This is a genomic window from Thermomonas sp. XSG (assembly GCF_014678725.1).
Taxonomy (GTDB): Bacteria; Pseudomonadota; Gammaproteobacteria; order Xanthomonadales; family Xanthomonadaceae; genus Thermomonas.
Genome location: NZ_CP061497.1, coordinates 576,425 through 599,696, shown reverse-complemented (window position 1 = coordinate 599,696; position 23,272 = coordinate 576,425). Strand labels below are relative to the sequence as shown.

Annotated in this window: 23 protein-coding genes; 18 read left to right on the top strand and 5 right to left on the bottom strand. The window is 68.6% G+C overall.

The window, feature by feature from the left end; all coding sequences use genetic code 11:
• Positions 1-8: 8 nt before the first annotated feature.
• Positions 9-1,115 (bottom strand): signal recognition particle-docking protein FtsY, encoded by a 1,107-nt coding sequence (gene ftsY / locus ICG51_RS02735; RefSeq protein WP_190282325.1) that lies wholly within the window; start codon positions 1,113-1,115, stop codon positions 9-11.
• A 60-nt stretch (positions 1,116-1,175) separates the two neighbouring features.
• Between ftsY and rsmD the strand changes: the two genes are divergently transcribed.
• The 7 genes from rsmD (at position 1,176) to ICG51_RS02700 (ending at position 6,222) form a co-directional block, all read left to right on the top strand.
• Positions 1,176-1,790 (top strand): 16S rRNA (guanine(966)-N(2))-methyltransferase RsmD, encoded by a 615-nt coding sequence (gene rsmD, locus ICG51_RS02730; protein ID WP_190281536.1) that lies wholly within the window; start codon positions 1,176-1,178, stop codon positions 1,788-1,790.
• A 4-nt stretch (positions 1,791-1,794) separates the two neighbouring features.
• Positions 1,795-2,295, top strand: coding sequence for a pantetheine-phosphate adenylyltransferase (coaD, locus tag ICG51_RS02725; RefSeq protein WP_190281535.1), 501 nt, complete (start codon positions 1,795-1,797; stop codon positions 2,293-2,295).
• Between the two features lie 59 nt (positions 2,296-2,354).
• Positions 2,355-2,843, top strand: coding sequence for a hypothetical protein (locus ICG51_RS02720; RefSeq protein WP_190281534.1), 489 nt, complete (start codon positions 2,355-2,357; stop codon positions 2,841-2,843).
• Between the two features lie 90 nt (positions 2,844-2,933).
• Entirely contained in the window at positions 2,934-3,194 is a 261-nt protein-coding gene (locus tag ICG51_RS02715; protein WP_190281533.1) for a YfhL family 4Fe-4S dicluster ferredoxin, read from the top strand.
• A 14-nt stretch (positions 3,195-3,208) separates the two neighbouring features.
• Entirely contained in the window at positions 3,209-4,912 is a 1,704-nt protein-coding gene (gene ggt, locus ICG51_RS02710; protein ID WP_223809677.1) for a gamma-glutamyltransferase, read from the top strand.
• 24 nt (positions 4,913-4,936) lie between these two features.
• The gene (locus ICG51_RS02705) at positions 4,937-5,827 is read left to right on the top strand and encodes an MBL fold metallo-hydrolase (protein WP_190281531.1); all 891 of its coding nucleotides are present in this window, start codon (positions 4,937-4,939) and stop codon (positions 5,825-5,827) included.
• A gap of 8 nt (positions 5,828-5,835) precedes the next feature.
• Positions 5,836-6,222 (top strand): MAPEG family protein, encoded by a 387-nt coding sequence (locus ICG51_RS02700; protein WP_190281530.1) that lies wholly within the window; start codon positions 5,836-5,838, stop codon positions 6,220-6,222.
• Positions 6,223-6,229: 7 nt separating this feature from the next.
• Here ICG51_RS02700 and upp read toward each other — a convergent pair whose 3' ends face one another.
• Positions 6,230-6,862, bottom strand: coding sequence for a uracil phosphoribosyltransferase (upp, locus tag ICG51_RS02695; RefSeq protein WP_190281529.1), 633 nt, complete (start codon positions 6,860-6,862; stop codon positions 6,230-6,232).
• Between the two features lie 103 nt (positions 6,863-6,965).
• Positions 6,966-9,329, bottom strand: a complete 2,364-nt coding sequence (locus ICG51_RS02690; protein WP_190281528.1) for a TonB-dependent receptor — start codon at positions 9,327-9,329, stop codon at positions 6,966-6,968.
• A 178-nt stretch (positions 9,330-9,507) separates the two neighbouring features.
• Between ICG51_RS02690 and ICG51_RS02685 the strand changes: the two genes are divergently transcribed.
• The 3 genes from ICG51_RS02685 to ICG51_RS02675 are packed head-to-tail and all read left to right on the top strand — an operon-like array spanning position 9,508 to position 12,650.
• Positions 9,508-10,641, top strand: coding sequence for a phytase (locus tag ICG51_RS02685; RefSeq protein WP_190281527.1), 1,134 nt, complete (start codon positions 9,508-9,510; stop codon positions 10,639-10,641).
• A 1-nt stretch (position 10,642) separates the two neighbouring features.
• Positions 10,643-12,037 carry a metallophosphoesterase family protein gene (locus tag ICG51_RS02680; protein ID WP_190281526.1) on the top strand — a complete coding sequence of 465 codons (1,395 nt, stop codon included), beginning with the start codon at positions 10,643-10,645 and terminating at the stop codon, positions 12,035-12,037.
• 55 nt (positions 12,038-12,092) lie between these two features.
• Positions 12,093-12,650 carry an inorganic diphosphatase gene (locus tag ICG51_RS02675; protein WP_223809675.1) on the top strand — a complete coding sequence of 186 codons (558 nt, stop codon included), beginning with the start codon at positions 12,093-12,095 and terminating at the stop codon, positions 12,648-12,650.
• A gap of 104 nt (positions 12,651-12,754) precedes the next feature.
• On the opposite strand, the gene ICG51_RS02670 is transcribed toward ICG51_RS02675, so the two are convergent.
• A complete protein-coding gene (locus tag ICG51_RS02670; protein WP_190281524.1) occupies positions 12,755-14,248 on the bottom strand; it encodes an aminotransferase class III-fold pyridoxal phosphate-dependent enzyme in 1,494 nt (497 codons plus the stop codon).
• Positions 14,249-14,388: 140 nt separating this feature from the next.
• Here ICG51_RS02670 and ICG51_RS02665 point away from each other — a divergent pair, with 140 nt between their 5' ends.
• From ICG51_RS02665 to secF, 6 genes are all read left to right on the top strand, one after another.
• Positions 14,389-14,820 (top strand): Lrp/AsnC family transcriptional regulator, encoded by a 432-nt coding sequence (locus tag ICG51_RS02665; protein ID WP_190281523.1) that lies wholly within the window; start codon positions 14,389-14,391, stop codon positions 14,818-14,820.
• Positions 14,821-14,831: 11 nt separating this feature from the next.
• On the top strand, positions 14,832-15,902 hold the full coding sequence (queA, locus tag ICG51_RS02660; protein WP_190281522.1) for a tRNA preQ1(34) S-adenosylmethionine ribosyltransferase-isomerase QueA: 1,071 nt from the start codon (positions 14,832-14,834) through the stop codon (positions 15,900-15,902).
• Positions 15,903-15,912: 10 nt separating this feature from the next.
• Positions 15,913-17,040 carry a tRNA guanosine(34) transglycosylase Tgt gene (gene tgt / locus ICG51_RS02655; RefSeq protein WP_190281521.1) on the top strand — a complete coding sequence of 376 codons (1,128 nt, stop codon included), beginning with the start codon at positions 15,913-15,915 and terminating at the stop codon, positions 17,038-17,040.
• 151 nt (positions 17,041-17,191) lie between these two features.
• Positions 17,192-17,533, top strand: a complete 342-nt coding sequence (yajC, locus tag ICG51_RS02650; RefSeq protein ID WP_190281520.1) for a preprotein translocase subunit YajC — start codon at positions 17,192-17,194, stop codon at positions 17,531-17,533.
• 55 nt (positions 17,534-17,588) lie between these two features.
• Complete coding sequence (gene secD / locus ICG51_RS02645) at positions 17,589-19,457, top strand: protein translocase subunit SecD (protein ID WP_190281519.1); 1,869 nt, start codon at positions 17,589-17,591, stop codon at positions 19,455-19,457.
• 13 nt (positions 19,458-19,470) lie between these two features.
• On the top strand, positions 19,471-20,433 hold the full coding sequence (gene secF / locus ICG51_RS02640; protein WP_190281518.1) for a protein translocase subunit SecF: 963 nt from the start codon (positions 19,471-19,473) through the stop codon (positions 20,431-20,433).
• Between the two features lie 93 nt (positions 20,434-20,526).
• Here the strand turns inward: secF and ICG51_RS02635 are convergent, their stop codons facing one another.
• On the bottom strand, positions 20,527-21,348 hold the full coding sequence (locus ICG51_RS02635) for an inositol monophosphatase family protein (protein ID WP_190281517.1): 822 nt from the start codon (positions 21,346-21,348) through the stop codon (positions 20,527-20,529).
• Between the two features lie 96 nt (positions 21,349-21,444).
• On the opposite strand from ICG51_RS02635, the gene ICG51_RS02630 reads away from it, so the two are divergent.
• Positions 21,445-22,236 carry an RNA methyltransferase gene (locus ICG51_RS02630; protein ID WP_190281516.1) on the top strand — a complete coding sequence of 264 codons (792 nt, stop codon included), beginning with the start codon at positions 21,445-21,447 and terminating at the stop codon, positions 22,234-22,236.
• Positions 22,237-22,274: 38 nt separating this feature from the next.
• Entirely contained in the window at positions 22,275-23,201 is a 927-nt protein-coding gene (locus tag ICG51_RS02625; RefSeq protein WP_190281515.1) for a phosphate/phosphite/phosphonate ABC transporter substrate-binding protein, read from the top strand.
• Positions 23,202-23,272 lie beyond the last annotated feature (71 nt).

Below are 23,272 nucleotides of genomic sequence, written 5' to 3'. Positions count from 1 at the left end.
CGGCCGGGTCAGGCCCGCCCCAGTTCGGCGGGCAGCAGCGCATCGACGAACGCCTCGGCATCGAACACCCGCAGGTCCTCCGGGCGCTCGCCGATGCCGGCGTAGCGGATCGGGATGCCGAACTCGCGGGCCAGCGCGAACACCACGCCGCCCTTGGCGGTGCCATCGAGCTTGGTGACCACCAGGCCAGTCACCGTGATCTTCTCGTTGAACTTGCGCACCTGGTTGATCGCGTTCTGGCCGGTGGTGCCGTCGATCACCATCAGCACTTCATGCGGCGCCTCAGGGTCCAGCTTGCGCAGCACGCGCGCGACTTTGGCGAGTTCATCCATCAGTCCGCCCTGGGTGTGCAGGCGGCCGGCGGTGTCGGCGATCAGTACGTCCACACCGCGCGATTTAGCCGCCTGCAGCGCATCGAACGCCACCGAGGCGGCGTCCGCATTCTGGCCCTGCGCGACCACCGCCACGCCGTTGCGCTCGCCCCAGGCCTGCAGCTGTGCGACCGCGGCGGCGCGGAAGGTATCGCCGGCCGCCAGCATCAGGCTGCGGCCCTCATCCTTGTAGCGGCGCGCCAGCTTGCCGATGGTGGTGGTCTTGCCGACGCCATTGACGCCGATGGTCAGCAGCACGAAGGGTTTCTTCGTCGCGTCGATGCGCAGCGGCTGCGCCACCGGCACCAGCAGCGCGACCAGGTCGGCGCGCAGCGCCTGCAGCAGCGCGTTGGCATCGGCGAACTCGCGCGCCTTCATGCGCTTGCGCAGCGACTCCACCAGCGCGGTGCTGGCGGTCACGCCGACGTCGGCGGTGAGCAGGGCGGTTTCGATTTCGTCCAGCAGCTCGTCGTCGAGCTTGGGGTTGCGCGAGAACAGGCCACTGAAGCTACGGGCGAAGGTGCTGCCGCGCAGTCGTTCGCGCCAGCCGGGCTTGCCGGCAGCCGCGGGTTCAGCATGCGCAGCTTCGGCAACCGCAAGGTCGACAACCTCGGGTTCCGGCAGCGGCGGCAACCCTGCATCCAGCGGGGCCTCGGTCGCGGCGACAGGGGGAACGGGGGGCTGGGCCGCTTCCGGCGTGGGGGTTTGCGCGTCGGGTTTCTTGCGGCGGAACCAGCTGACCATGAGGCCGTGGGAATGTCGGAGAATGGCGGCCATGTTAGCACCCGCCCCCCGTCAGCCCCGATGAACGCACGCCGTGGCAAGCCGCCCGCGGGTGGCGTTGGCAGCGTCCGCATCATCGCCGGCCAGTGGCGCGGCACGCGCCTGCCGGTGCCCGACCGGCCCGGCCTGCGGCCGACGTCCGACCGGGTACGCGAAACCCTGTTCAACTGGCTGCAGCCGGTGCTGCCGGACGCGCGCGTCCTGGACCTGTTCGCCGGCAGCGGCGCGCTGGGACTGGAAGCTGCATCGCGCGGCGCGGCCCAGGTGCAGCTGGTGGAAGCCGACGGTGCGCTGGCGCAGGCGCTGGGCGATGCCGTGGCGCGTCTGGATGCGCAGGGCAGGGTGGCGGTGCGGCACGGTGATGCGCTGGCCTTCCTCCGTGACGACACCAGCGAGCCCTGGGACATCGCTTTCGTCGACCCGCCGTTCGCGGCAGGGCTGTGGCCGGCGGTGCTGGAACTGCTGCCGGCCCGGCTGGCGGCGGACGCGTGGCTGTACGTGGAAAGCCCGGCCGGGCACGCGCCGGATCTGCCTGCGGACTGGGCACTGCATCGCGAAAGCGGCACCCGCGATGTGCGCTACGCGCTTTACCGGCGGGTTACACTTCCGGGCATCCTGAACGCGGCGAATCCTTGACGACATGAGCGCGGCGGCCCGCATCGCGGTCTATCCCGGCACCTTCGATCCGATCACCAACGGCCACCTGGACCTGGTGAACCGGGCGGCGCCGTTGTTCGAGAGGCTCGTCGTCGGCGTGGCTGCAAGCCCCACCAAGGGGCCGGCGCTGCCGCTGCCGTTGCGCGTGGAGCTGGCGCGCGAGGCGCTGGGCCACCACCCCAATGTTGAGGTGCGCGGTTTCGACTCGCTGCTGGCCCATTTCGTCAGCGGATGTGGCGCCGGCGTGCTGCTGCGCGGCCTGCGCGCGGTGTCCGATTTCGAATACGAATTCCAGATGGCGAGCATGAACCGCCACCTGATCCCCGAGGTCGAGACGCTGTTCCTGACCCCGGCCGAGCAATACGGTTTCATTTCGTCGTCGCTGGTGCGCGAGATCTCGCGCCTTGGCGGCGACGTATCCGGCTTCGTGCCCGCCGCGGTCGTGGCGGCGCTCGAGGCGCAATGGCGGGGCGGGTCGAAATGATCCGCGCGCCGCACACCGACGTTGTATCCATCGCCACTGCCATGCCCGGGGAAAAGCCCATGAACATGTTGTCCCGTCTGCTCGTCGTCGCCTGCCTTGCGCTGCCGTTCACCGCGTGCAAGAAGGAAGAAGCCCCCAAGACCGAAGCCGTTGCCGCCGTTCCGCTGCCGGCCAGCGGTGACCAGAAGGACTGGGTGCCCTACCTGCAGTACAAGCTGACCCCGCACATGGGTGGCATCACCAACAGCCCGTTCGTGTATTTCCTGCCCAAGAACGACACCGAGGATTTCGGCGGCAAGTACGAGCGCCAGCTGGAGAAGCTGGAGCAGGACCTGGGGCGCGGCATCACCGAGGGCAACATGCTGGTGTTCGCCTCGCCGGCGCCGGAGAAGGAAGTCGAGATGATCGAGACCGCGTTCAAGCAGGTCGCGCCGGGCACCATGAAGGGCGTCAAGGTCGTCTTCATCGGCACGCCGATCCTGGGTGAGCGGGTCAAGGCGGCGGTCGAGCCGGCTGGCGTGAACTACATCTTCGAAGAAGCGAAGTAACGGTCCCGGCGCCGGCTTCACGGCCGTGCGCCCGTGCCCGCCGCCTTGCGCGGCGGCGGGCCCTCCGCAAGAAACGGCGGTCCCCAGGCGATGTCGCTGAAAATCAACGAGCTTTGCGTCAATTGCGACGTCTGCGAACCAGTCTGTCCGAACAAGGCGATCTCGATGGGGCCGGAGATCTACGTGATCGACCCCGGTCTCTGCACCGAGTGCGTGGGCCATTTCGACGAGCCGCAGTGCGTGGCGGTCTGTCCGGTGGAATGCATCGACCCCGACCCGGAGCATCCGGAATCACAGGAACAACTGCTGGCCAAGCTGTTCCAGTTGCGTGCCCAAGGAGTCACCGAATGAAGCGTTTCGCGTCGATGCTGTTCGTCCTGCTGCTGCCATTGGTGGCAACTGCGGCTCCCGCCGACCCGGCCACCCATCCGCCCGGCGCCGTGATCGCTTCCGCACACACGCTGGCCACCGACGCCGGCATCGAGGTGATCGGCAAGGGCGGCAACGCCTTCGACGCGGCGGTGGCGGTATCGGCCGCATTGTCGGTGGTCGAGCCGATCAGTTCGGGGCTGGGCGGCGGCGGCTTGTGGCTACTGCATGACGCCCGGAGCGGGCGCGACGTGTTCGTGGATGCGCGCGAAACCTCGCCCGCCTCGGCCACGCCCGACCGCTTCCTCGACAAGGACGGCAAGCTCGACCCCGACCGTGCCCAGAACGGGCCGTGGGCGGCCGGCATCCCCGGCTTGCCAGCGATGCTGGTGCACGTGGCGGAAAAATACGGCCGCCTGCCGCTGTCGCAGTCGCTGGCACCGGCCATCCGGATCGCCCGCGACGGTTTCCCCGTGTACGGGCGGATGGCGCGCGGCTATGCGGCCAAGCGCAAGGTGATGGACCGCTATCCCGGCACCCGCGCGGTGTTCTCGCCGAACGGCAAGCCGATTGCCGAAGGCGACCTGCTGCGCCAGCCCGACCTGGCCGCCACCCTGCAGCGGCTGGCCGCGCAGGGCTTCGATGGCTTCTACCGCGGCACCACCGCGAAGAAGCTGGTGGCCGGCGTCAACGCGCAGGGCGGGCAGTGGCGGCTGGACGAGCTGGCCGGCTACCAGGTGAAGGAGCGCGAACCGATCCGCTTCCGCTACCACGACTGGGACATCACCACCGCGCCGCCGGTGTCCTCGGGTGGCATTGCGCTGGCGCAGATGCTGCAGATTCTCGAACCCTACGACCTCAAGGCGATGCCGGAGGCCGAGCGCGTGCACCTGGTGGTGGAATCGATGCGCCGCGCATTCCGCGACCGCACTTTCTACCTCGGCGATCCCGATTTCGTGCAGGTGCCGCAGCGCCTGCTGACCAGCGCCGACTACGCCGCCGGGCTGCGCGCCACCATCAACCCGGCCAAGGCCACCCCCAGCAACCTGCTGTCCGGCCAGCCCACGCCGCTGGAAGACGAGGAAACCACCCATTTCTCGATCATCGACGCCGACGGCAACCGCGTGGCCGCCACCCAGACCGTGAACCTGCTGTTCGGTTCCGGGCTGGTCCCGCCCGGAACCGGTGTCCTGCTCAACAACGAGATGGACGACTTCGCCCTCAAGCCGGGGACGCCCAACGCCTTCGGGGTCATGGGCTATGAAGCCAACGCGCCGAAGCCCGGCAAGCGCATGCTCAGCTCGATGACGCCGACCTTCATGGAATCGAAGGATCGGGTGGTGGTGCTTGGTACGCCGGGTGGCAGCCGCATCATCACCATGGTGTTGCTGGGCATCCTCGGCTACGACGCCGGGCTGGATGCGCAGCAGGTCGCCGCGCTGCCGCGTTACCACCACCAGTGGCTGCCGGACGTGATCGGCGCCGAGCCGGGGGCGATTTCCGCGGAAGCGGCGGCTGCATTGCGGGCGATGGGCCACACCGTCGAGCTGCCGCCGTCGGAAGCCGAAGGCGGGCGCGGTTCCAGCCACGTCTGGGGCAACCTGCAGACGGTGGAGTGGGTGCGCGCCGGCAACCTCCTGCGCGGCGGCAGCGACCCGCGCTATCCGGAAGGCAGGGCAGCCGTGCTGCCGCAGCCGTAACGCTGCGCGGGTAGGCTTGCCGCCATGAAACTCTGGTCGATCCTGGGCAATTCGCAGAAGCTAGACGGTGGCGCAATGTTCGGCAACGCGCCGCGCGCGCTGTGGGAGCGTTGGATGGCGGTGGATGCGCACAACCGCATCGACCTTGCCTGCCGCGCGCTGCTGGCCAGCCCGCTCGCCGGCAAGACCGTGCTGTTCGAAACCGGCATCGGCGCATTCTTCGCGCCGGCGCTGCGCGAGCGCTACGGCGTGGTCGAAGACCGCCACGTGCTGCTGGATTCGCTGGGCCAGGCGGGCTTCAGCCACGAGGACGTCGACGTGGTGGTGCTCTCGCACCTGCATTTCGACCATGCCGGCGGCCTGCTTGCGCCGTGGGCGGAAGGCCGCGCGCCGACGCTGCTGTTCCCCAACGCCACCTTCGTGGTCGGCGCGCAGCACTGGCAGCGCGCGCTGCACCCGCACCCGCGCGATCGCGCCAGCTTCATTCCCGAGCTGCCGGCGCTGCTGGAGGCGAGCGGCCGCTTGGAACTGGTGGACGGCGACTATTCGCAAGCGCTGGGCGCTGCCGTGCGCTTCCAACACAGCGACGGCCACACGCCGGGGCTGATGCTGGCCGAGATCGTCGGCCCGGAAACGGTGGATGGCCAGCCGCATGGCGGCGTGGTGTTCTGCGCCGACCTGATTCCCGGCCGGCCGTGGGTGCACGTGCCGATCACCATGGGCTACGACCGCAACGCCGAACTGCTGATCGACGAGAAGCGCCTGTTCCTCGAGGACAAGCTGGCCCGCGGCGTGCGCCTGTTCTTCACCCACGACCCCGGCTGTGCGCTGGCGCAGGTGGTGCGCGACGACAAGGGGCGCTTCGGTACCACCCACGAACACCCCGAGCTGCACGCCCGCGCCTTCTCAGCCTGAGCACCGCGATGCCGAAGATCACCCTGCTGTTTGCCGCCCTGCACGTGCTGCTGATGCTCGCCCTGCTGGTGCCGATCTCGCGGCACCGCCACGCCCACAAGATCGGTCTGGGCGATGGCGGCGACAAGCTGCTGGCGCGCCGGATCCGGGTGCACGGCAATTTCGTCGAGCACGCGCCGTTCGCGCTGCTGGTGCTGGCCCTGCTGGAGCTGTGCGGGCTGCCGCCCGCAGCGACTTGGGGCTTCGGCGGCGCGCTGCTGCTGGGGCGGGTGCTGCACGCGCTGGGGTTGTCGCGCGGCGGTGGTTATTCGTTCGGCCGCTTCTGGGGCACCGCCCTGACCTGGCTGGTGTTCCTGCTGATGGCGCTGGCCGGGCTCTGGCTGGCGCTGCGCTGAGCCGCGCTCAGTCCACCGGCGTCCCGAACAGACGGTCGCCGGCATCGCCCAGGCCGGGACGGATATAGGCGTTCTCGTCCAGCCGTTCGTCGATGGCGGCGACGTACACCTCGATGTCGGGATGCGCGGCCTCCAGCGCCGCCAGCCCTTCTGGCGCGGCCACCAGGAAGATGCACTTGATACGCGGGCAGCCCGCCTGCTTGAGCAGGGTGATCGCCGCCGCGGCGCTGCCGCCGGTGGCCAGCATCGGATCGATCAGCAGCGCGGTGCGCGCGTCCATTCGATCAGCCAGGCGCTGGTAATAGCCTTCCGGTTGATGGGTGGTTTCGTTGCGGCGCAATCCGATGACGCTGACCGGCGCCGCCGGCAGCAGCGCCTGCACGCCGGGCAGGAAGCCGAGGCCGGCGCGCAGGATCGGCACCAGGGTCAGTTTCTCGCTGCGGACGTGCTCCACCTGCAGTGGGCCCGCCCAGGTCTGCACCGTCACCGGCTCGGTGGGCAGGTCGCGGGTGGCTTCGAAGGCCAGCAGCGCGGCGATCTCGCCGGCCAGCTGGCGGAAATGCACCGGGTCGGTGGCGATGTCGCGCAGCTTGCCGAGCTTGTGGCGGACCAGCGGATGGTGGATTTCCACGACTTTCATGCGCATCTCCATCATGTGGCCGGCAGTGTGCCCCATGCGCGCGGCTGCCGTAAACGCGGACGCCGGCGCGGGGCCGGCGTCCATGCAAGGGGGGCGGGAGCGGTCAGAAAGCCCAGCGCGCCACCAGCTGGAGGCTGCGGCCGGCGCTTTCGCTCTCCAGTTCGTACTCCTTGTAGTCGCGGCCCAGCTGGCCGGCGAGGGTGTTGAACTTGTCGAAGAACTCGTCCTTCGACGCATCCAGCAGGTTGTTGGCGCTGAGGCGGATCGACAGGCGCTTGCCGAAGCGCTTTTCGATGAAGGCGTCCAGTTCGGCACCGTAACGCACGATCACTTCCTCTCCCAGCAGGCGTTCGTAGGCATCGCCCTGTTTGCGGTAGGTCATGCCGAAGCTGGCGGCGACGGCCGGCAGGTCCTGGATGAAGCCGACGTTGTAGACTGACTTGGCCTGCCGGTTGAAACGGCGCTTGCCCATGAAGTCGCTGACTTCCGAATCCACCCACGAGTAGTTGGCGAATACGCCGGTGTTGTCCAGGCCGAACATGGTCAGTGGCGTGGACAGGTCGAACTCGAAGCCCCAGGCCTTGCCGTCGCCCATGTTTTCGGAGGTGTACAGCCAGCTTTCCGCCGGTTCCTGCTGCATGGCGTCGGCAAGGTCGACGGCGTCGCCGTCCTCGACGAGTCCTTCCCAGATGCCCTGCATTTCCTTGCTGGGCTCGCCGGTGTTGACGACCTCGATCAGGTCCCGGACATCGCGGTAGAAGAGGTTGACGCCGACGATGCCGCGGCGGCCGATCCGGTGCTCGAAGCCCAGGTCCAGGCCGTTCGCGGTCTCCGGCACCAGGTTCGGGTTGCCGATGTAGTCGTTGTCGCCGAACTCGCCATCCAGCAGCGCCGGCACCAGTTCGTTGAAGTTGGGGCGCTTGACGGTGCGGGCCAGCGACAGGTTGATGCGGTCGGCGTCGCTCAGGTCCCAGCGCAGGCTGGCCGACGGCAGCAGCTCGCGGTACTTCCTGTCGACGCGGCCTTCGCTCTGTGCGTCCTCGATGTACTCGACCCGCGAGCGCGTGGTCTCGTAGCGCAGGCCGGCTTCCCAGGCGAGCGCGCCGCCCTTGCCGCTGAACATCAGGTAGGGATCGAGGCGCTCTTCGTCGATCACCGAGGCGACGCTGCGATCCAGCGCGTAGTCCGCCGGGAACGACGGCAGCTGGCCCTGCGCGCCGGCTTCCCACGCGTAGCCGACCACCATGCCCTCGCGCTTCTTGTTGCGGTAGTCCACCCCGAATTCCATTTCCGTGGCGCCGGCCGGGCGCACGTGCGCCAGCTTGAAGCCGGTTTCGGCGTCGCGGGCTGACACCGCTTCGGCCTCGTAGGCGGTTTCCTTCCACTTCGCGCCGTCGATGCTCCAGCGATCGTCGAAGTTGCTGCCGGCGCTTTCGAACAGCTCCTCGCCCTCGGTGGTGGCCTGCGAATTCCGGAAACGGGCATGGTCGACGGCCAGCTTGGTGCGGCCACCGGCCATGTCGAACTTGAATTCGGCGGCGATGCCGTAGTTTTTCTGGTCGTACGGATCCAGGCCCGGCACGCGGATGTTCTCCGTCTTGCCCTTCTTGAGTTTCTCCTCGTACGACACCTCGGTCACGTCGCGTTCGGTCTTGACGTAGAAGCCGTCGATGCTGAAGCGCGCGTTGTCACCGACATCCACGGTGTAGGACAGGTTGCCGGAGTAGTCGCGGCCGTCCTTGATCTCGGTCTGGTCTTCCCAGCTCACTTTCTGCTGCAGGCTGTCGTCGGCGAAGCGGTCCGATCGCTTTTCCTTGCGGCGGTAGCGATCCTGCACGTTGACGCCGGCCAGCACGCGGCCGCCCAGGGCATCGAACGAGGTCACCGCGCCGAACGTCGGGTTGGTCTCGCCGTCGTACCAGCGGTTGACGCCCAGGCGCAGGTAGCTGCCGTCGAACTTGTAGGCGTCGCGCAGCACGATGTTGATCGCGCCGGCCATCGCATCGCCGCTGCGGTTGGCGCTGGAGCTGCGCTTGATCTCGATGTGGTCGACCATCTCCGCCGGGATGCGATCGACGTAGAACGAACGGTCGTCACCTGCGCCGGGTACCTTCCTGCCGTTGATCAGCACCTGGGTGTAGCCACCTCCGAGGCCGCGCAGCTGCGCGCCGTCGTACTCCATGATGTCCGAACCGACAAAGCCGACGCCCGGCAGGCGCTTGAGCATGTCGCCGACGGTGGCGGGTTCGAAGCGCTGGAAATACTCCAGGTCGTAGACCAGTGTCGGGTCGATGTCCGCGGCCCGGTCGCGATAGACGATTTCGCCTTGGACCACCACCGCGCTGAGGTTTTTCGCGGCATCCGCGTCGGACGGGCCAACGGCGTCCTGCGCCAGTGCGGGCGCGGCCGTGGACAGGGCGAGGAGGGTGGCGCCGGAGAGGGCAAGCGCGAGCGGGTGCTTCTTCATGCAGTGATCAGGCCGAGGTTGAGGACTTCGGAAGCATCCGGGCGGCGAATGGCGCGAACGTGGCGGGCAGGTGACGCTTCGGAGACAGCGGCGTTCACGGGCGCCGGGTACGCAACACCGGTGCAACATCGCGGTGATAGAAAGCCCGCACCCTTCTTTGCAGGCGAATTGCATTCCCATGTCCAGGCTTGCCGCCCGTGGTTTCCTGTCGCTTTCCATGTCGTTGCTTGTCGCCTGCGCTTCCGGGCCGGTTGCCGTTGACAGGGAGCCCGACCAGGCGACCGACGCCGACGTGTTGCTGGCCGGTGCGGGCGTGCCGCACGTGGTGGTGGCTGAAGCCTTCCTCACGCCGATGACACCGGCCGACAACGTGGACTCGCCGGCGCTGTCGGTCGGCGCCGACGGCCGGCCGCTGCTGCTCGCCACCGCCAAGGCCAGCGGCCGGCTCATGAAGTACGACGGCGATACCGGGGCGCCCGCGGGTGTGGTGGGGCGCGAGGGCAAGGCGGCTGGAGAGTTCGCACGTCCCAACGGCATCTTCGCCATCGACGACCTGGTGTTCGTGGTCGAGCGCGACAACCAGCGGGTGCAGGTGCTGCGCGCGCCGGCAATGGTGGCGCTGGGCAGCTTCGGACAGGCCGAGCTGCGGCAGCCGTATGGCATCTGGGTGCGCCGCACGTCGCCGCACCGCTACGACGTGCTGGTGTCCGATGCCTACATGGCCGGCGAGGATGCCGACGGCAATGACATCGTGCCGCCGCTGCCGCAGCTGGACCGCCGCCTGCGACGCTACGCGGTGGACATCGGCGAAGGCGTGCAGGCGCAGCTTGCCGGCAACGTCGGGGATACCGGCGCCGCCGGGGCGATCCGGATTCCGGAGTCGGTGTGGGGAGATCCCGCCCACGACCGCCTGCTGGTGGCCGAGGAGGATGCCGCCATCGGCACCGCGGTGCGCGTCTACGACATGGCCGGCAACTATCTCGGGCGCGACATCGGCCGGGGCGTGTTCATGGCGCAGGCCGAGGGCATTGCCCTGTGGCAGTGCGAAGACGGCAGCGGTTACTGGATCACCACCGACCAGTTCAAGGACCGCAGCCTGTTCCACGTCTGGGAGCGGCGCAGCCTTGCCCACGTCGGTGCCTTCGCCGGCCGTGTGGTGGGCAATACCGACGGGGTCTGGTTGCACCAAGAGCCGACGCCGCGGTTCCCGCAGGGTGTGTTCTACGCGGTGCATGACGACATGGGTGTGGGCGCGTTCGACTGGCGCGACATCGCGGCCGCACTGAAGCTGCCGGCCTGCGTGGAGCACTGAGATGGCCGGCAAGCCCCTCCGCCGCCTGCGCGCATTCCTCGCCATCGCGCTTGTCGCGCTGACGGCGCCTGCATTCGCACAGGCAGCAGGCGAGAACGAACCCAACCTGCAGGTGCCGGCCGGCAGCGCCCGCTACCTGCCGGACGCGATGCCGGACCGGATCATCGCCACCCCGGCGCAGGATCCAGCCACCGGCTTCGCGGTGAACTGGCGCACAAATGCGCGGGTGGACGTGGCGCTGCTGCAGATCGTGCGGGCCGGCGATTCGCCCGACGTCGGCACACCGCGCGAAGTCCGCGCCACGACGACTGCCTACACGCTGGACGGGCGCGCTGCGCACGTGCATCGCGCCGACGTGGGCGGACTCCAGCCGGACACGCTGTACATGTTCCGCGTGCAGGGGCAGGGCGCGTGGAGCGGCTGGCGGCAGCTGCGCACCGCCGCCGACGCGGGCAAGCCGCTGACCCTGCTGTACTTCGGCGACAGCCAGAACAAGAACCTCAGCCACGTCGGCCGGGTGGTGCGCGAGGCGATGCGCCACGCGCCCGATGCGCTGATGGCGCTGCACGCCGGCGACCACCAGAGCAATGCCACCGTCGACAACGAATGGGGCGAGATGTTCGAGGCGCTGGGCGACCTGCCTTCGGTCATGCTGGTGGCGCCCGCGGCCGGCAACCACGAGTACTGGGAAGAGTTCGAAGACACCCCGCAGGAGCGGCGCGTGTTGTCCGACCATTGGCGGGCCGGCTTCGCGCTGCCGCGCAATGGCGCCGGCGGTGCGCATACCCGCGACACCACCTACTGGTTCGATGTGCAGGGCGTTCGGGTGGCGGTACTGGACGGCACCTCGGCGCTGGACCTGGGCAGCGCCGACGCGCAGGCGCGCTGGCTGGAGAGCGTGCTGGCGGGCAACCCGAATCCGTGGAGCATCGTGTTGATCCACCAGCCGGTCTATTCCCCGCGCGGACGCGAAGCCAGCGGTGTGATCAGGTCGGCGCTGCAACCGGTCATCGAACGCCACGGCGTGGACCTGGTCCTGCAGGGGCATGACCACACCTATGGCCGGCGTTCCGGCGATCGTGCCGGACAGTCGCTGCCGCAGTACATCGTCAGCGTGTCGGGACCGAAGCAGTACCGGCTGTCGGACGAGGCCAGACGTACGATGGATCCGACCGCCGAGGACACCCAGCTGTTCCAGGTGTTGCGCATCGACGGCACGCACCTGCGCTACCAGGCCCGCACCGCCACCGGCCGCCTGTATGACGACTTCGAAATCACCCGCGCCGCGGATGGCCGCAAGACCCTGCGCGAGATCCACCAAGGCCGCATCGGCCTGCGCGACTGCAGCCACCGCGACGCCACCCTGGGTGGCCGCACCGACCGATGCTGGGAGTAAGCCGCCGATGCGCGCGATCCATGTCTTGAAATTGACCCTCCTGCTGGCTCTGCCGCTGGCGGCAGGCGCGGCGCAGCCCGGATGGGTGCATCCGTTCCATGCCGTCCAGGCGGCGAAGGCGCCGGACGAGCTGCTGCTGGCGGTGGAGATCCCGGCCGGCAGCTTCACCAAGTACGAGATCGGCGAGGACGGACTGCTCCACGTCGACCGTTTCCTTGCCATGCCGATGGCCTATCCCGCGAACTATGGCTCGATGCCGCGCACCCTGGCCGGCGACGGCGATCCGCTGGACGCGCTGGTGCTCACCCGGGCGCCGCTGCATCCGGGCGCGGTGATCCGCTTCCGCCCGGTCGGGGTGCTGCGGATGGTGGACGGCGGTGAGGCTGACGAGAAGATCATCGGTGTGCCGGTGGACAAGGTGGACGCCAGCTACGCCGGCATCCGCGACCTGGCCGACCTGCCGAAGGCCGAAATCGATCGCATCGAGGCATTCTTCCGCGTCTACAAGCAGTTGCCGGCGGGCAGCAAGACGGTCGAGCTGCATGGCTGGGGCGATGCCGCCGAGGCGCGGCGGATCGCGGCGGAAGCGCTGCAGCGCTACCTCGGCAAGTGACGCCTGCTGGCGCCATGCGGCGCCAACGCGGGCTGTCCGGGACGCACAAACGAACGGGGCGGCCAATGGCCGCCCCGTTGCATTGCGACGTCGCCGACGCCGGTTCAGGCCGCCGCGGCCTGGGACACCCGCGGGCCTTCCAGCAGCGCGCGCTTGACCACGTTGACCACCAGTTCCAGCTCTTCCCTGGTGACCGCGAACTGCGGAGTGAAGCGCAGCGAGTTTTCGCCGCCATGGATCACGCCGATGCCGTGTTCGCGCATCCATTCCTCAGTGGAGCCGGCGCCGTAGCCCTTGAATTGCTTGGTCAGCTCGCAGGAGAACAGCAGGCCGGTGCCCTGCACCTTGGTGATCGGGCCGCCCAGTTCGGCCTGCAGCGCTTCCAGCATGGCCACGGCGTCGCGGCCGCGCTGCTGGATGTTGCTGCGCAGCTCCGGCGTGAGCGAGGCCAGCACGGTGCAGGCCACGTCCAGCGCGCGCGGGTTGGCAGTCATGGTGTTGCCGTACAGGCCGCGCTTGTAGATGTCCGCCGCGGCCGCGCTGACCGCCAGCACCGACAGCGGGTACTGGCCGGCGTTGAGCGCCTTGGAATAGGTTTCCATGTCCGGCGCCTCGACCTGCTCGAAGCCGGGGTAGTCCACGATCGACAGGTAGCCGGTGGCACGCAGGCCGGCCTGGATCGAGTCGACCAGCAGCAGGCCGCCGTGGGCGCGGGTCAGTTCGCGGGCCAGGTTGTAGAAGTCCACCGGCACGCTGCGGCCGGGATCGCCTTCGCCCATGACCGGCTCGAGGAACATCGCCTCGATGAACCAGCCGTTGGCATCGGCCTCGGCGAAGATCTTGCGCAGCGCGTCCTTGTCGTACGGCGCCACGGTCAGCACCGAATCCTCGCCGCGGAAGCTGGCCAGGTGCTGCAGGTAGGTCTTGCGGCTGGAGTCGGAATACAGCGCCGGGCGCTCGGTGCGGCCGTGGAAGGCGCCCTTCACCACCAGTCGCTTGATCGCCTTGCCGGCGTGGCGTGCGCCGGCGTCGGTCTGGGTCTTGGCGTTGGTGTCGACGATGCGCGAGGCCAGCGATACCGATTCGGAGCCGGAGTTCAGGCACATGAAGGCGGTATAGGGGCAGCCGCCGCGGGTCTGGCCGATCTCCCGGCGCATGGCGCGGGTAAAGCGCAGCTGGGAGACGCTGGGGGTCATGATGTTGGCCATCGCCTGCGGCTTGGCCATCGCGTCCAGCACCGCCTGCGGCGCGTGGCCCAGGCCCAGCATGCCGTAGCCGCCGGTGTCGTACAGCACCGCGCCCTTCAGGGTGACGATCCACGGGCCGCGCGCGGTAAGCGCCACGTAGGGGTTGGCGGCGTCGGCAGCGTAGAAGTTGACGAAGTCGGCCTGCACCTGCGCGGCCTGGGCGTTCTCGTCCAGCGCCAGCAACTCGGGGAACTCGTCGCGGATCCGCGCGTACTCTTCGACCGCGGCGGCGACGGCTTCGCCCAGCTGCGGATCGCGGGCGGCGAAATCCAGGATGACGGCGTCGTCCAGGCCGGTGGTGCGGGCCTTGCCGTGGGCGCGCAGCGGGGCGAGGGTGTCGATCAGGCTCATGAGGGGTCTCCCGTCCAAGGCCGGTCCGCGGGGCCGCGGCTGGCGAAACCCACATTATCGCGGGATTGGCGTCATTCGGTAGGGTGGATTCGCCTTGTCCGCCGAGCAAAATGGGCGGAACGACGTTATTATCCGGCGATATGCGAATTTCTCCTGCCGACGAACAGCTGCTGTCCCTGCTCCGCGAGGACGCCCGCGCCGCCACCGCCGACATCGCCCGCCGGCTGGGGCTGTCGCGCACCACGGTGCAGAACCGCATCGCAAGGCTGGAACAGCAGGGCGTGATCCGCGGCTATACCGTGCGGGTGGACGACGAGCTGGAGCGCAGCCGCATCCGTGCGCACATCCTGATCACCCTGCGGCCGAAGCAGATGACCGCGGTGGTGAAGGCGTTGCAGGCCATGCACGAGGTGCGGGTGCTGTATTCGATCAGCGGCGACAACGACCTGATCGCGCTGGCGGTGACGTCCACGGTAGGCGAGATGGACGTGTTGACCGACCGCATCGGCGTCATCGACGGGGTGGAGCGCACCAATACCTCGATCATCCTGTCGACCAAGTTCGAACGCTGACGCGGCATACAATGCGCGGTTTCCCTGTCGCGCCCGCGCCTTTGAAGACCTCCGATTTCCACTACGACCTGCCGCAGGAGCTGATCGCCCAAGCGCCGTTGCCCGAGCGTTCGGCCAGCCGCCTGCTTCACGTGCCCCCGGGCGATGCCTCCTTCGCCGACCTGCACGTGCGCGACCTGCCGTCGCTGCTGCAGCCGGGCGACCTGTTGGTGTTCAACGACACCCGAGTGATCCCGGCGCGGCTGTTCGGCGCCAAAGCCACCGGCGGGCGGGTGGAGATCCTGATCGAGCGCTTGCTGCCGAACAATGAGGCGCGAGTGCAGCTGGGCGTGAGCAAGCCGCCGCAGGTCGGCAGCCGGGTCGCGCTGGATGCGGGCGGCGAGGCGGAGGTGCTGGCGCGCCTCGATGACGGTTTCTGGCGGCTGCGCTTCCATGTCGATGGCTCGCTGGAGGCATGGCTGCAACACGCCGGCCAGCTGCCGCTGCCGCCCTACATCGAACGCCGCCCGGATGCGGCCGACGCCGAGCGCTACCAGACCGTGTTCGCGCGCGAAACCGGCGCCGTGGCTGCGCCCACCGCCGGCCTGCATTTCGACGAGGCGTTGCTGGACGCGCTGCGCGCGCGCGGGATCGAGTTCGGCCACGTGACCCTGCACGTCGGTGCCGGCACTTTCCAGCCGGTGCGGGTGGACGACGTGCACAACCACCGCATGCACAGCGAATGGATCAACGTCGGCGCGGAACTTGTCGCCAAGGTGCGGCGGACGCGCGCCGCCGGCGGACGGGTGGTTGCCGTGGGCACCACGGTGGTGCGCGCGCTGGAGAGCGCGATGGTCGATGGCGAAATTTTGCCGTTCGCCGGCGATACCAGCATCTTCATCTTCCCCGGCTACAAGATCCGCAGCATCGACGCGCTCATGACCAATTTCCACCTGCCCGAATCGACCCTGCTGATGCTGGTGTCGGCGTTCGCCGGCAAGCAGCGGATGTTCGCCGCCTACGAACACGCGGTGCGCCAGCGCTACCGCTTCTTCAGCTACGGTGATGCGATGTTGCTGTGGCCGCAGGAGTCAGTCACATGAGGAGCCGCGCATGAGCCGCATGTCCTTCCAGCTGCTCGGCACCGATGGCGCCGCCCGCCGCGGCCGCATCACCTTCCCGCGCGGCGTCATCGAGACGCCGGCATTCATGCCCGTGGGTACCTACGGTTCGGTCAAGGGCGTGCTGCCGCAGCAGGTGCGCGACCTCGGCGCGCAGATCATCCTCGGCAACACCTTCCACCTGTTCCTGCGGCCGGGGCTGGAGGTGATCGAGGCGCACGGCGGCCTGCATGGCTTCGCCCGCTGGGACGGGCCGATCCTCACCGACTCCGGCGGTTTCCAGGTGTTCTCGCTGGCGCACCGCCGCAAGATCACCGAGGCCGGCGTCACCTTCGCCGCCCCCACCGACGGCCGCAAGGTCTTCCTCGGCCCCGAGGAGTCCATGCATATCCAGAAGGTGCTGGGCAGCGACATCGTGATGATCTTCGACGAGTGCCCGCCGGTGAACGACAAGCACGGCCAGCCGGTGCACCGCCGGGTGGTCGAGAAGTCGATGGAGCTGTCGCTGCGCTGGGCCGAACGCTCCAAGAAGGCGCACGAAGGCAACGACGCGGCGCTGTTCGGCATCGTCCAGGGCGGCGTGCACCATGACCTGCGCACGCTGTCGGCGGAGGGCCTGCAGCAGATCGGCTTCGACGGCTACGCCGTGGGCGGGCTGGCGGTGGGCGAGAGCGAGGACGAGCGCAACGCTATGCTCGACCACACCTGCCCGCAGCTGCCGCAGGACCGCCCGCGCTACCTGATGGGCGTGGGCCGGCCGGAAGACCTGGTGGAGGCGGTGGCGCGCGGCATCGACATGTTCGACTGCGTGATGCCGACCCGCAACGCCCGCAACGGCCATTTCTTCACCTCGACCGGCGTGGTGCGCGTGCGCAACAGCCAGTACGAGCACGACCTGCGGCCGATCGAGGAAGGCTGCGACTGCGTGGCCTGCGCCGGCGGCTTCAGCCGCAGCTACCTGCGCCACCTCGACCGCTGCAACGAGATGCTGGGGCCGGTGCTGGGTACGCTGCACAACCTGCGCTACTACCAGCGGCTGATGGCGCAGATGCGCGAGGCGATCGCGGCGGGAACTTTCGCCGACTTCCGCGAGTCCTTCTACGCGGCCCGTCGTGGCTGACACCACGCTTCCGCTTCGCGCGGGGCGGCCATCGACCCGACAATGCGCCTCCCGGCCGGTCCTTCCGGCAGGGGAGGGGTAGGCCCGGACATGGCATAATCCCCGGCTGGCCTCGGCCAGCCCTTTCGTTTTCGCTGACCACGGATTCCCGATGAACCCGCTCGATTTCCTGATTCCCGTTGCCCATGCCCAGGCCGCCGGTGCGCCTGCCGCCCCGAGCATGATGTCCACCCTCCTGTTCCCGGTCATCCTGATCGCGATCATGTACTTCCTGATGATCCGCCCGCAGATGAAGCGGCAGAAGGAACACAAGGCGATGCTGGACAAGCTGGCCAAGGGCGACGAGGTGATCACCAGCGGCGGCATCGCCGGCACCGTGGTCGGCCTGAGCGATGCGTTCATCACCGTGGAAGTCGCCAGTAGCGTGCAGCTGCGCGTGCAGAAGGGCGCCATCGCCAGCGTCCTGCCCAAGGGCACGCTGAAGTCCGCCTGATCCATTCCCAGCCGCAAAAGGCGTGCGCCCCCGCGGGCGTGCGCGGGGTGCCGCGATGCTCGAATATTCCCGCCTGAAATACCTGTTGATCCTGCTGACGCTGGCGCTCAGCGTGCTGTACGCGGTGCCGAACGCGTTCCCGCAGGATCCCGCCGTGCAGATCACCGCCAACCGCGGTGCGAAGGTGGACGAAGCGCTGAAGCAGCGGGTCGACGTCCTGCTGAAGCAGGCCTCGGTCACGGTCATCGGCAGCGAGATCGACAAGGACGGCAACCTGCTGGTGCGCACCGCCAGCGACGACGTCCAGACCCGGGTGGCCGATATCGTCCGGGAAGAACTGGGCAGCGGCTATGTGGTCGCCCTGAACCAGGCATCCACCGTGCCGGCCTGGATGCAGAAGATCGGCGCCAAGCCGATGTTCCTGGGCCTGGACCTGCGTGGTGGCGTCTACTTCCTGATGCAGGTGGACCGCCAGGCGGCGTTGACCAAGCGCTTCGAGGCGACCGCGGAGGACATCCGCAGCCTGCTGCGCGACAACCGCATCCGCTACATCTCGGTGGAGCCCACCGCCGGCGGCACCGTGGTCGCCAAGCTCGGCGCCGGGCAGGACGCGGCGCAGGCGCGCCGCCTGATCGGCCGCGACATGCCGACTTACCAGATCGATGGCGAGGGCGAGACGCTCAGCGTGCGCATCCCCGAAGCCGAACTGGACAAGATCCTCACCGACGCGGTGCAGCAGAACATCGGCACGCTGAGCAACCGCATCAACGAGCTGGGCGTGGCCGAGCCGATCATCCAGCGCCAGGGTGCCGACCGCGTGGCGGTGCAGCTGCCCGGCGTGCAGGACACCGCGCAGGCCAAGCGCATCCTCGGCGCCACCGCGACCCTGGAATACCGCGGCGTGGTCGAGGGCAACGCGGTCGAAGCCCGCGATACCGGCAACGTGCCGCCGGAAGCGCGCGTTTACGCCCGCAAGGAAATCGGCCCCGACGGCAAGCCGCTGCCGGTGCTGCTCAACAAGCGCGTGATCGCCTCGGGCGAGCAGCTGCAGAGCGCATCCTCGTTCTTCGATTCGCAGAGCGGCACGCCGGCGGTGCGGGTGCGCCTGAACGCGGTCGGCGGCCAGCGCATGTTCGACTACTCCAGCGCCCACGTCGGCAAGCCGATGGCGGTGGTCTACATCGAGCGCATCCCCGAGGTGAAGATCATCGACGGCAAGGAGGTGCATACCACCCGCACCAGCGAGCAGGTCATCTCGGTCGCCACCATCCAGGGCACGCTGGGCAAGGAATTCCAGACCACGGGCCTGGAGAGCATGAAGGAAGCCTCGGACCTGGCCCTGCTGCTGCGCGCGGGCGCGCTGGCGGCGCCGATGGACTTCGTCGACGAGCGCACCATCGGCCCGAGCCTCGGCAAGGAGAACATCGACCGCGGCCTGAAGGCGGTGGGCTTCTCCTTCATCTTCGCGCTGGGCTTCTTCCTGATCTACTACCGGATGTTCGGCCTGGTCACCTGCCTCGCGCTGCTCATCAACCTGCTGATGGTGTTCGCGCTGATGTCCGTGATCGGCGCCACCATGAGCCTGCCCGGGCTCGCCGGCATCGCGTTGACGGTGGGCATGTCGGTGGACGCCAACGTGCTGATCAACGAGCGCATACGCGAGGAGTTGCGGCTGGGATTGCCGCCACAGAAGGCGATCGCCGAAGGCTACGACCGCGCGTCCGGCACCATCCTCGACGCCAACGTCACCGCCTTCCTCGCCGGCCTTGCCATGTTCGCCTTCGGCACCGGTCCGCTGAAGGGCTTCGGCATGACCACCATGCTCGGCATCATCACTTCCGCCTATACCGCGGTGTCGGTCTCGCGCGGCATCGCCACGCTGATCTACGGCGGCAAGCGCAAGCTGAAGTCGGTCGCGATCTAAAGGAGCACGCCAGATGAAACCGTTCAATGTGTTCCCCTACGACAGCAACATCGACTTCATGCGGATGCGCTGGGTGTCGGTGTCGATCGCCGCGCTGCTGATGCTGGTTTCGATCGGTGCGATGGTCACCAAGGGCTTCAATTTCGCCCTCGACTTCACCGGCGGCATCGGCGTCGAGCTGCGCTACGACAAGGCGCCGGACGTGGACCGGGTGCGCGAGCAGCTGGACGCCGCCGGCTTCGGTGGCGCGCAGGTGCAGAACTTCGGCAGCGGCAACGACCTGCTGGTGCGCCTGCAGGCCGAGGGCACCCAGGAAGGCGGCGCCGACCGCGCCAGCAGCATCGGCGACGCGGTGGCCAAGGCGGCGTCGCTGGACGGCAACCCCGCCAGCAAGCGCAGCAGCTCGGTGATCAGCGCCCAGGTCGGCAAGGACCTGGCCCTGAACGGCATGTACGCCGTGCTGTTCGTGATCATCGGCTTCCTCGGCTACATCTCGATGCGGTTCGAGAAGAAGTTCGCGATCGCCGCCACCATCGGCACCATGCATGACGTGATCATCTGCGCCGGCTGGTTCGCGATCAGCGGGCACGAGTTCGATCTCAACGTGCTGGCCGGCATCCTGTCGGTGATGGGCTTTTCGATCAACGACACCATCGTGGTATTCGACCGCGTGCGCGAGAACTTCCGCAGCCTGCGCGCCGACCCGGTCGAGATCCTCAACAAGTCGGTCAACCAGACCCTGTCGCGGACAGTGATCGTGTCGTTCGTCGCCTTCCTGACCGCGCTGGCGCTGTACCTGTACGGCGGCGATTCGCTGCGTGGCATGGCCGAGTCGCAGATGATCGGCATCGTGATCGGCACCCTGTCCTCGATCTTCATCTCGGGTGCGCTGCTGACCATGGGGCCGCTGCGGGTGAGCAAGCAGGACCTGATGCCGAAGGCCAAGGACCACGCCGAACTGGCGCGCCGTCCGTAACCGCTTCCCCCTCCCCGCCGAGGCGGGGAGGAGGCAAAAAGAAAAGGCCGCGCAGTGATGCGCGGCCTTTTCCGTTGGCGGCGGTGGTCCGGATCAGCTGAACGCGGCCGCGTAGCCCGACTGCACGATCACCTTCTGCAGTTCGAGGCTGAGCTTCTGGTTTCCGGCCAGCAGCTGGCGGCCATGGATGCCGCGTGCGTCCATCGGCCCGGTCTGTGCACCTTTGAAATCGCTGACGCGGCCACCGGCCTCGCGCACCAGCAGCACGCCGGCGGCGATGTCCCACGGCTTCACGCCGGCCTCGAAATAGCCGTCGCTGCGGCCGCAGGCCACGTACGCCAGGTCCAGCGCGGCGGAACCGGTGCGGCGGATGTCCTCGGCGCTGCGCAGCAGTTCGCGCACGCACTCCAGCTGCGCCGGCGCGGTGGCACGCTCGCGTGGCGCGAAGCCGGTGGCCAGCATCGCGCCGCTGAGGTCCTTGCGCTCGGAGACGCGGATCCGGCGGTCGTTGAGCACCGCGCCGCTGCCGCGGCTGGCGGTGAACAGCTCGTTGCGGAGCGGGTCGAAAATCACTGCGTGCTGCACTTCGCCCTGTTCGACCATGGCGATCGACACGCACCAGTGCGGGAAGCCGTGCAGGTAGTTGCTGGTGCCGTCCAGCGGGTCGATCACGAACAGCGCGCCGCCCTTGCGGCCTTGGGCACCGCCTTCCTCGCCCAGGAAACCGGCATCCGGGAAGGCGCGACGCAGTTCCTTGACCACCGCCTGCTCGGCCTGCTCGTCCACTTCGCTGGCGTAATCCATGCGGTCCTTCTCGATCACGTTGATCGCGTCGAGCCGGTTCATGTTGCGCAGCAGCACGCCCCCGGCCGCTCGGGCCGCCTTGACCATGACGTTGACGACGGGTTTTTGCATGGCGAAAGCGCCTCGATCGAGTGAGGTGGAGGGGGCGACGGCGGAAAAGAGCAAATCCCGGCGCTGCGGCCGGGTTGCAAAGTTTACCATTCGCACATGAATGCACCATCGACCCCGGCGCTTGCCGACAATCTGCGCATCGTCCTCGTCGGCACCCAGCACCCCGGCAACATCGGTTCCGCCGCCCGGGCGATGAAAACCATGGGCCTGTCGAAGCTGGTGCTGGTGGCGCCCGAGAAGGCGCCGGACCGCGATACCCAGGCCATGGCTGCCGGCGCGGACGATCTGGTGGAAGCCGCGCCGGTCTTCGCCAGCCTGGCCGAGGCGGTGGCCGATTGCCGCTGGGTGCTGGGCGCCACCGCGCGCAGCCGGCGCATCCAGCTGGAGCCGCTGCATCCGCGCGATGCCGCCGGGCGTGCGGTGCTGGCCGCGGGCAGCGGGCCGGTGGCGCTGGTGTTCGGGCGAGAACGCACCGGCCTCGACAACGAGGAACTGCAGCTCTGCCACGCGGCGGTGCACATCCCGTCCGACCCGGCGTTCAGCTCGCTCAACCTCGCCGCCGCGGTGCAGGTGCTGAGTTACGAGCTCCGCTGCGCGCTGCTGGGGGATGCCGGCGCGGTCGTTGAAGGCCGAACGCCGCCGCCGGGCGAGGGTGCCGCTTCGCATGCGGAACTGGAAGGACTGTTCGGACAGCTGGCCGAAACGCTGGACCAGATCGATTTCCACAAGGGACGCGCCCCGGAGTCTGCGATGCGCAAGCTGCGCAGGCTGTACCTGCGCGCCAACCTCGACAGCGCCGAAATCCGGCTGCTGCGCGGCGTGCTGGCCGATGCCCAACGAATGGCACGTTTGGCCGGGCAGGGTTCAAACGACGGCAAAATCGGTTAGCCTCGTTGCCGGGAAGAAATGGGGAATTGCCTGCATCCATGCGCCGCCTGATGCCAGCGCTGCTGTGCCTGTTGCTGGCATGTGCGCCGTTTGCGCGGGCGCAGGGTCCGTCCACCGCGGACGACGCCAGCGTGCTGGTCCTGGGACGGGTCAGCGATGACCCCAAGGCGCATTACGACCAGCTCAAGCCGCTGCTCGACTATGTCATCCCCCGGATGGCGTCGGTGGGCATCCGCAGCGGCCGCATCCTGATGGCCAAGGACCTGCAGCAGATGACCAGCTACCTGCGGCGCGGCCGGGTGGACTGGATCAATGAAACCGCAGGCAATGCCGCGCTGCTGGAACACCGCGGCGTCGCCCGCTCGTTCCTCATCAGCGAGCGCGAGGGCGCCACCCGCTACCACAGCCTGTTCTTCGTGCGGCGCGACAGCCCGGTGCAGTCGCTGCAGGACCTCGCCGGCCGCAGCGTGGCCTTCCAGAGCCCGCTGTCCACCAGTGCCTATTTCCTGCCGGCGGCACAGCTGCTGGAGGGTGGCCAGTCGCTGGAGCTGCTGCTGTCGCCGATGGACAAGCCGGCTGCGGACCGGGTGGGTTACGTGTTCGCCCGCACCGAACTGAACATCGCCACCTGGGTCCACAAGCGGATGGTGGACGCAGGCGTGCTGAGCAACCTGGACTGGATCAATCCCGCGCGCATGCCGCCGGCGTTTTCCCAGGATTTCCGGCTGATCGCGCGCACTCAGGACGTGCCGCGTGCGCTGATGCTGGTGCGCCGCGGGCTGGACCCGCGGGTGGAGGTGCGCCTGCGCGAGGTCCTGATGGAAGCGGCCAACGACCCGGACGCCAGCGAGGCGCTGCGGCGGTTCATGGACACGGCCCGTTTCGTGCCGATCGGCGATGACGACCGGCGCGCGCTCGAGCGGCTGGCGACCGGCGTGCAACGCGTGCGCGCGGAGGTCGAGTGAAGCGCACCGGCTTGAACCTGCAGCTGCGTTTCCAGGTCGGGATCCTGGTGGTGCTGGGCATCGTCGTGCTG

Coding starts and splice junctions, on each gene's coding strand:
- ftsY (WP_190282325.1), bottom strand. CDS start 1,115: ATGGTCAGCTGGTTCCGCCGCAAGAAACCCGACGCGCAAACCCCCACG.
- rsmD (WP_190281536.1), top strand. CDS start 1,176: ATGAACGCACGCCGTGGCAAGCCGCCCGCGGGTGGCGTTGGCAGCGTC.
- coaD (WP_190281535.1), top strand. CDS start 1,795: ATGAGCGCGGCGGCCCGCATCGCGGTCTATCCCGGCACCTTCGATCCG.
- ICG51_RS02720 (WP_190281534.1), top strand. CDS start 2,355: ATGAACATGTTGTCCCGTCTGCTCGTCGTCGCCTGCCTTGCGCTGCCG.
- ICG51_RS02715 (WP_190281533.1), top strand. CDS start 2,934: ATGTCGCTGAAAATCAACGAGCTTTGCGTCAATTGCGACGTCTGCGAA.
- ggt (WP_223809677.1), top strand. CDS start 3,209: ATGCTGTTCGTCCTGCTGCTGCCATTGGTGGCAACTGCGGCTCCCGCC.
- ICG51_RS02705 (WP_190281531.1), top strand. CDS start 4,937: ATGAAACTCTGGTCGATCCTGGGCAATTCGCAGAAGCTAGACGGTGGC.
- ICG51_RS02700 (WP_190281530.1), top strand. CDS start 5,836: ATGCCGAAGATCACCCTGCTGTTTGCCGCCCTGCACGTGCTGCTGATG.
- upp (WP_190281529.1), bottom strand. CDS start 6,862: ATGAAAGTCGTGGAAATCCACCATCCGCTGGTCCGCCACAAGCTCGGC.
- ICG51_RS02690 (WP_190281528.1), bottom strand. CDS start 9,329: ATGAAGAAGCACCCGCTCGCGCTTGCCCTCTCCGGCGCCACCCTCCTC.
- ICG51_RS02685 (WP_190281527.1), top strand. CDS start 9,508: ATGTCCAGGCTTGCCGCCCGTGGTTTCCTGTCGCTTTCCATGTCGTTG.
- ICG51_RS02680 (WP_190281526.1), top strand. CDS start 10,643: ATGGCCGGCAAGCCCCTCCGCCGCCTGCGCGCATTCCTCGCCATCGCG.
- ICG51_RS02670 (WP_190281524.1), bottom strand. CDS start 14,248: ATGAGCCTGATCGACACCCTCGCCCCGCTGCGCGCCCACGGCAAGGCC.
- ICG51_RS02665 (WP_190281523.1), top strand. CDS start 14,389: ATGCGAATTTCTCCTGCCGACGAACAGCTGCTGTCCCTGCTCCGCGAG.
- queA (WP_190281522.1), top strand. CDS start 14,832: ATGCGCGGTTTCCCTGTCGCGCCCGCGCCTTTGAAGACCTCCGATTTC.
- tgt (WP_190281521.1), top strand. CDS start 15,913: ATGAGCCGCATGTCCTTCCAGCTGCTCGGCACCGATGGCGCCGCCCGC.
- yajC (WP_190281520.1), top strand. CDS start 17,192: ATGAACCCGCTCGATTTCCTGATTCCCGTTGCCCATGCCCAGGCCGCC.
- secD (WP_190281519.1), top strand. CDS start 17,589: ATGCTCGAATATTCCCGCCTGAAATACCTGTTGATCCTGCTGACGCTG.
- secF (WP_190281518.1), top strand. CDS start 19,471: ATGAAACCGTTCAATGTGTTCCCCTACGACAGCAACATCGACTTCATG.
- ICG51_RS02635 (WP_190281517.1), bottom strand. CDS start 21,348: ATGCAAAAACCCGTCGTCAACGTCATGGTCAAGGCGGCCCGAGCGGCC.
- ICG51_RS02630 (WP_190281516.1), top strand. CDS start 21,445: ATGAATGCACCATCGACCCCGGCGCTTGCCGACAATCTGCGCATCGTC.
- ICG51_RS02625 (WP_190281515.1), top strand. CDS start 22,275: ATGCGCCGCCTGATGCCAGCGCTGCTGTGCCTGTTGCTGGCATGTGCG.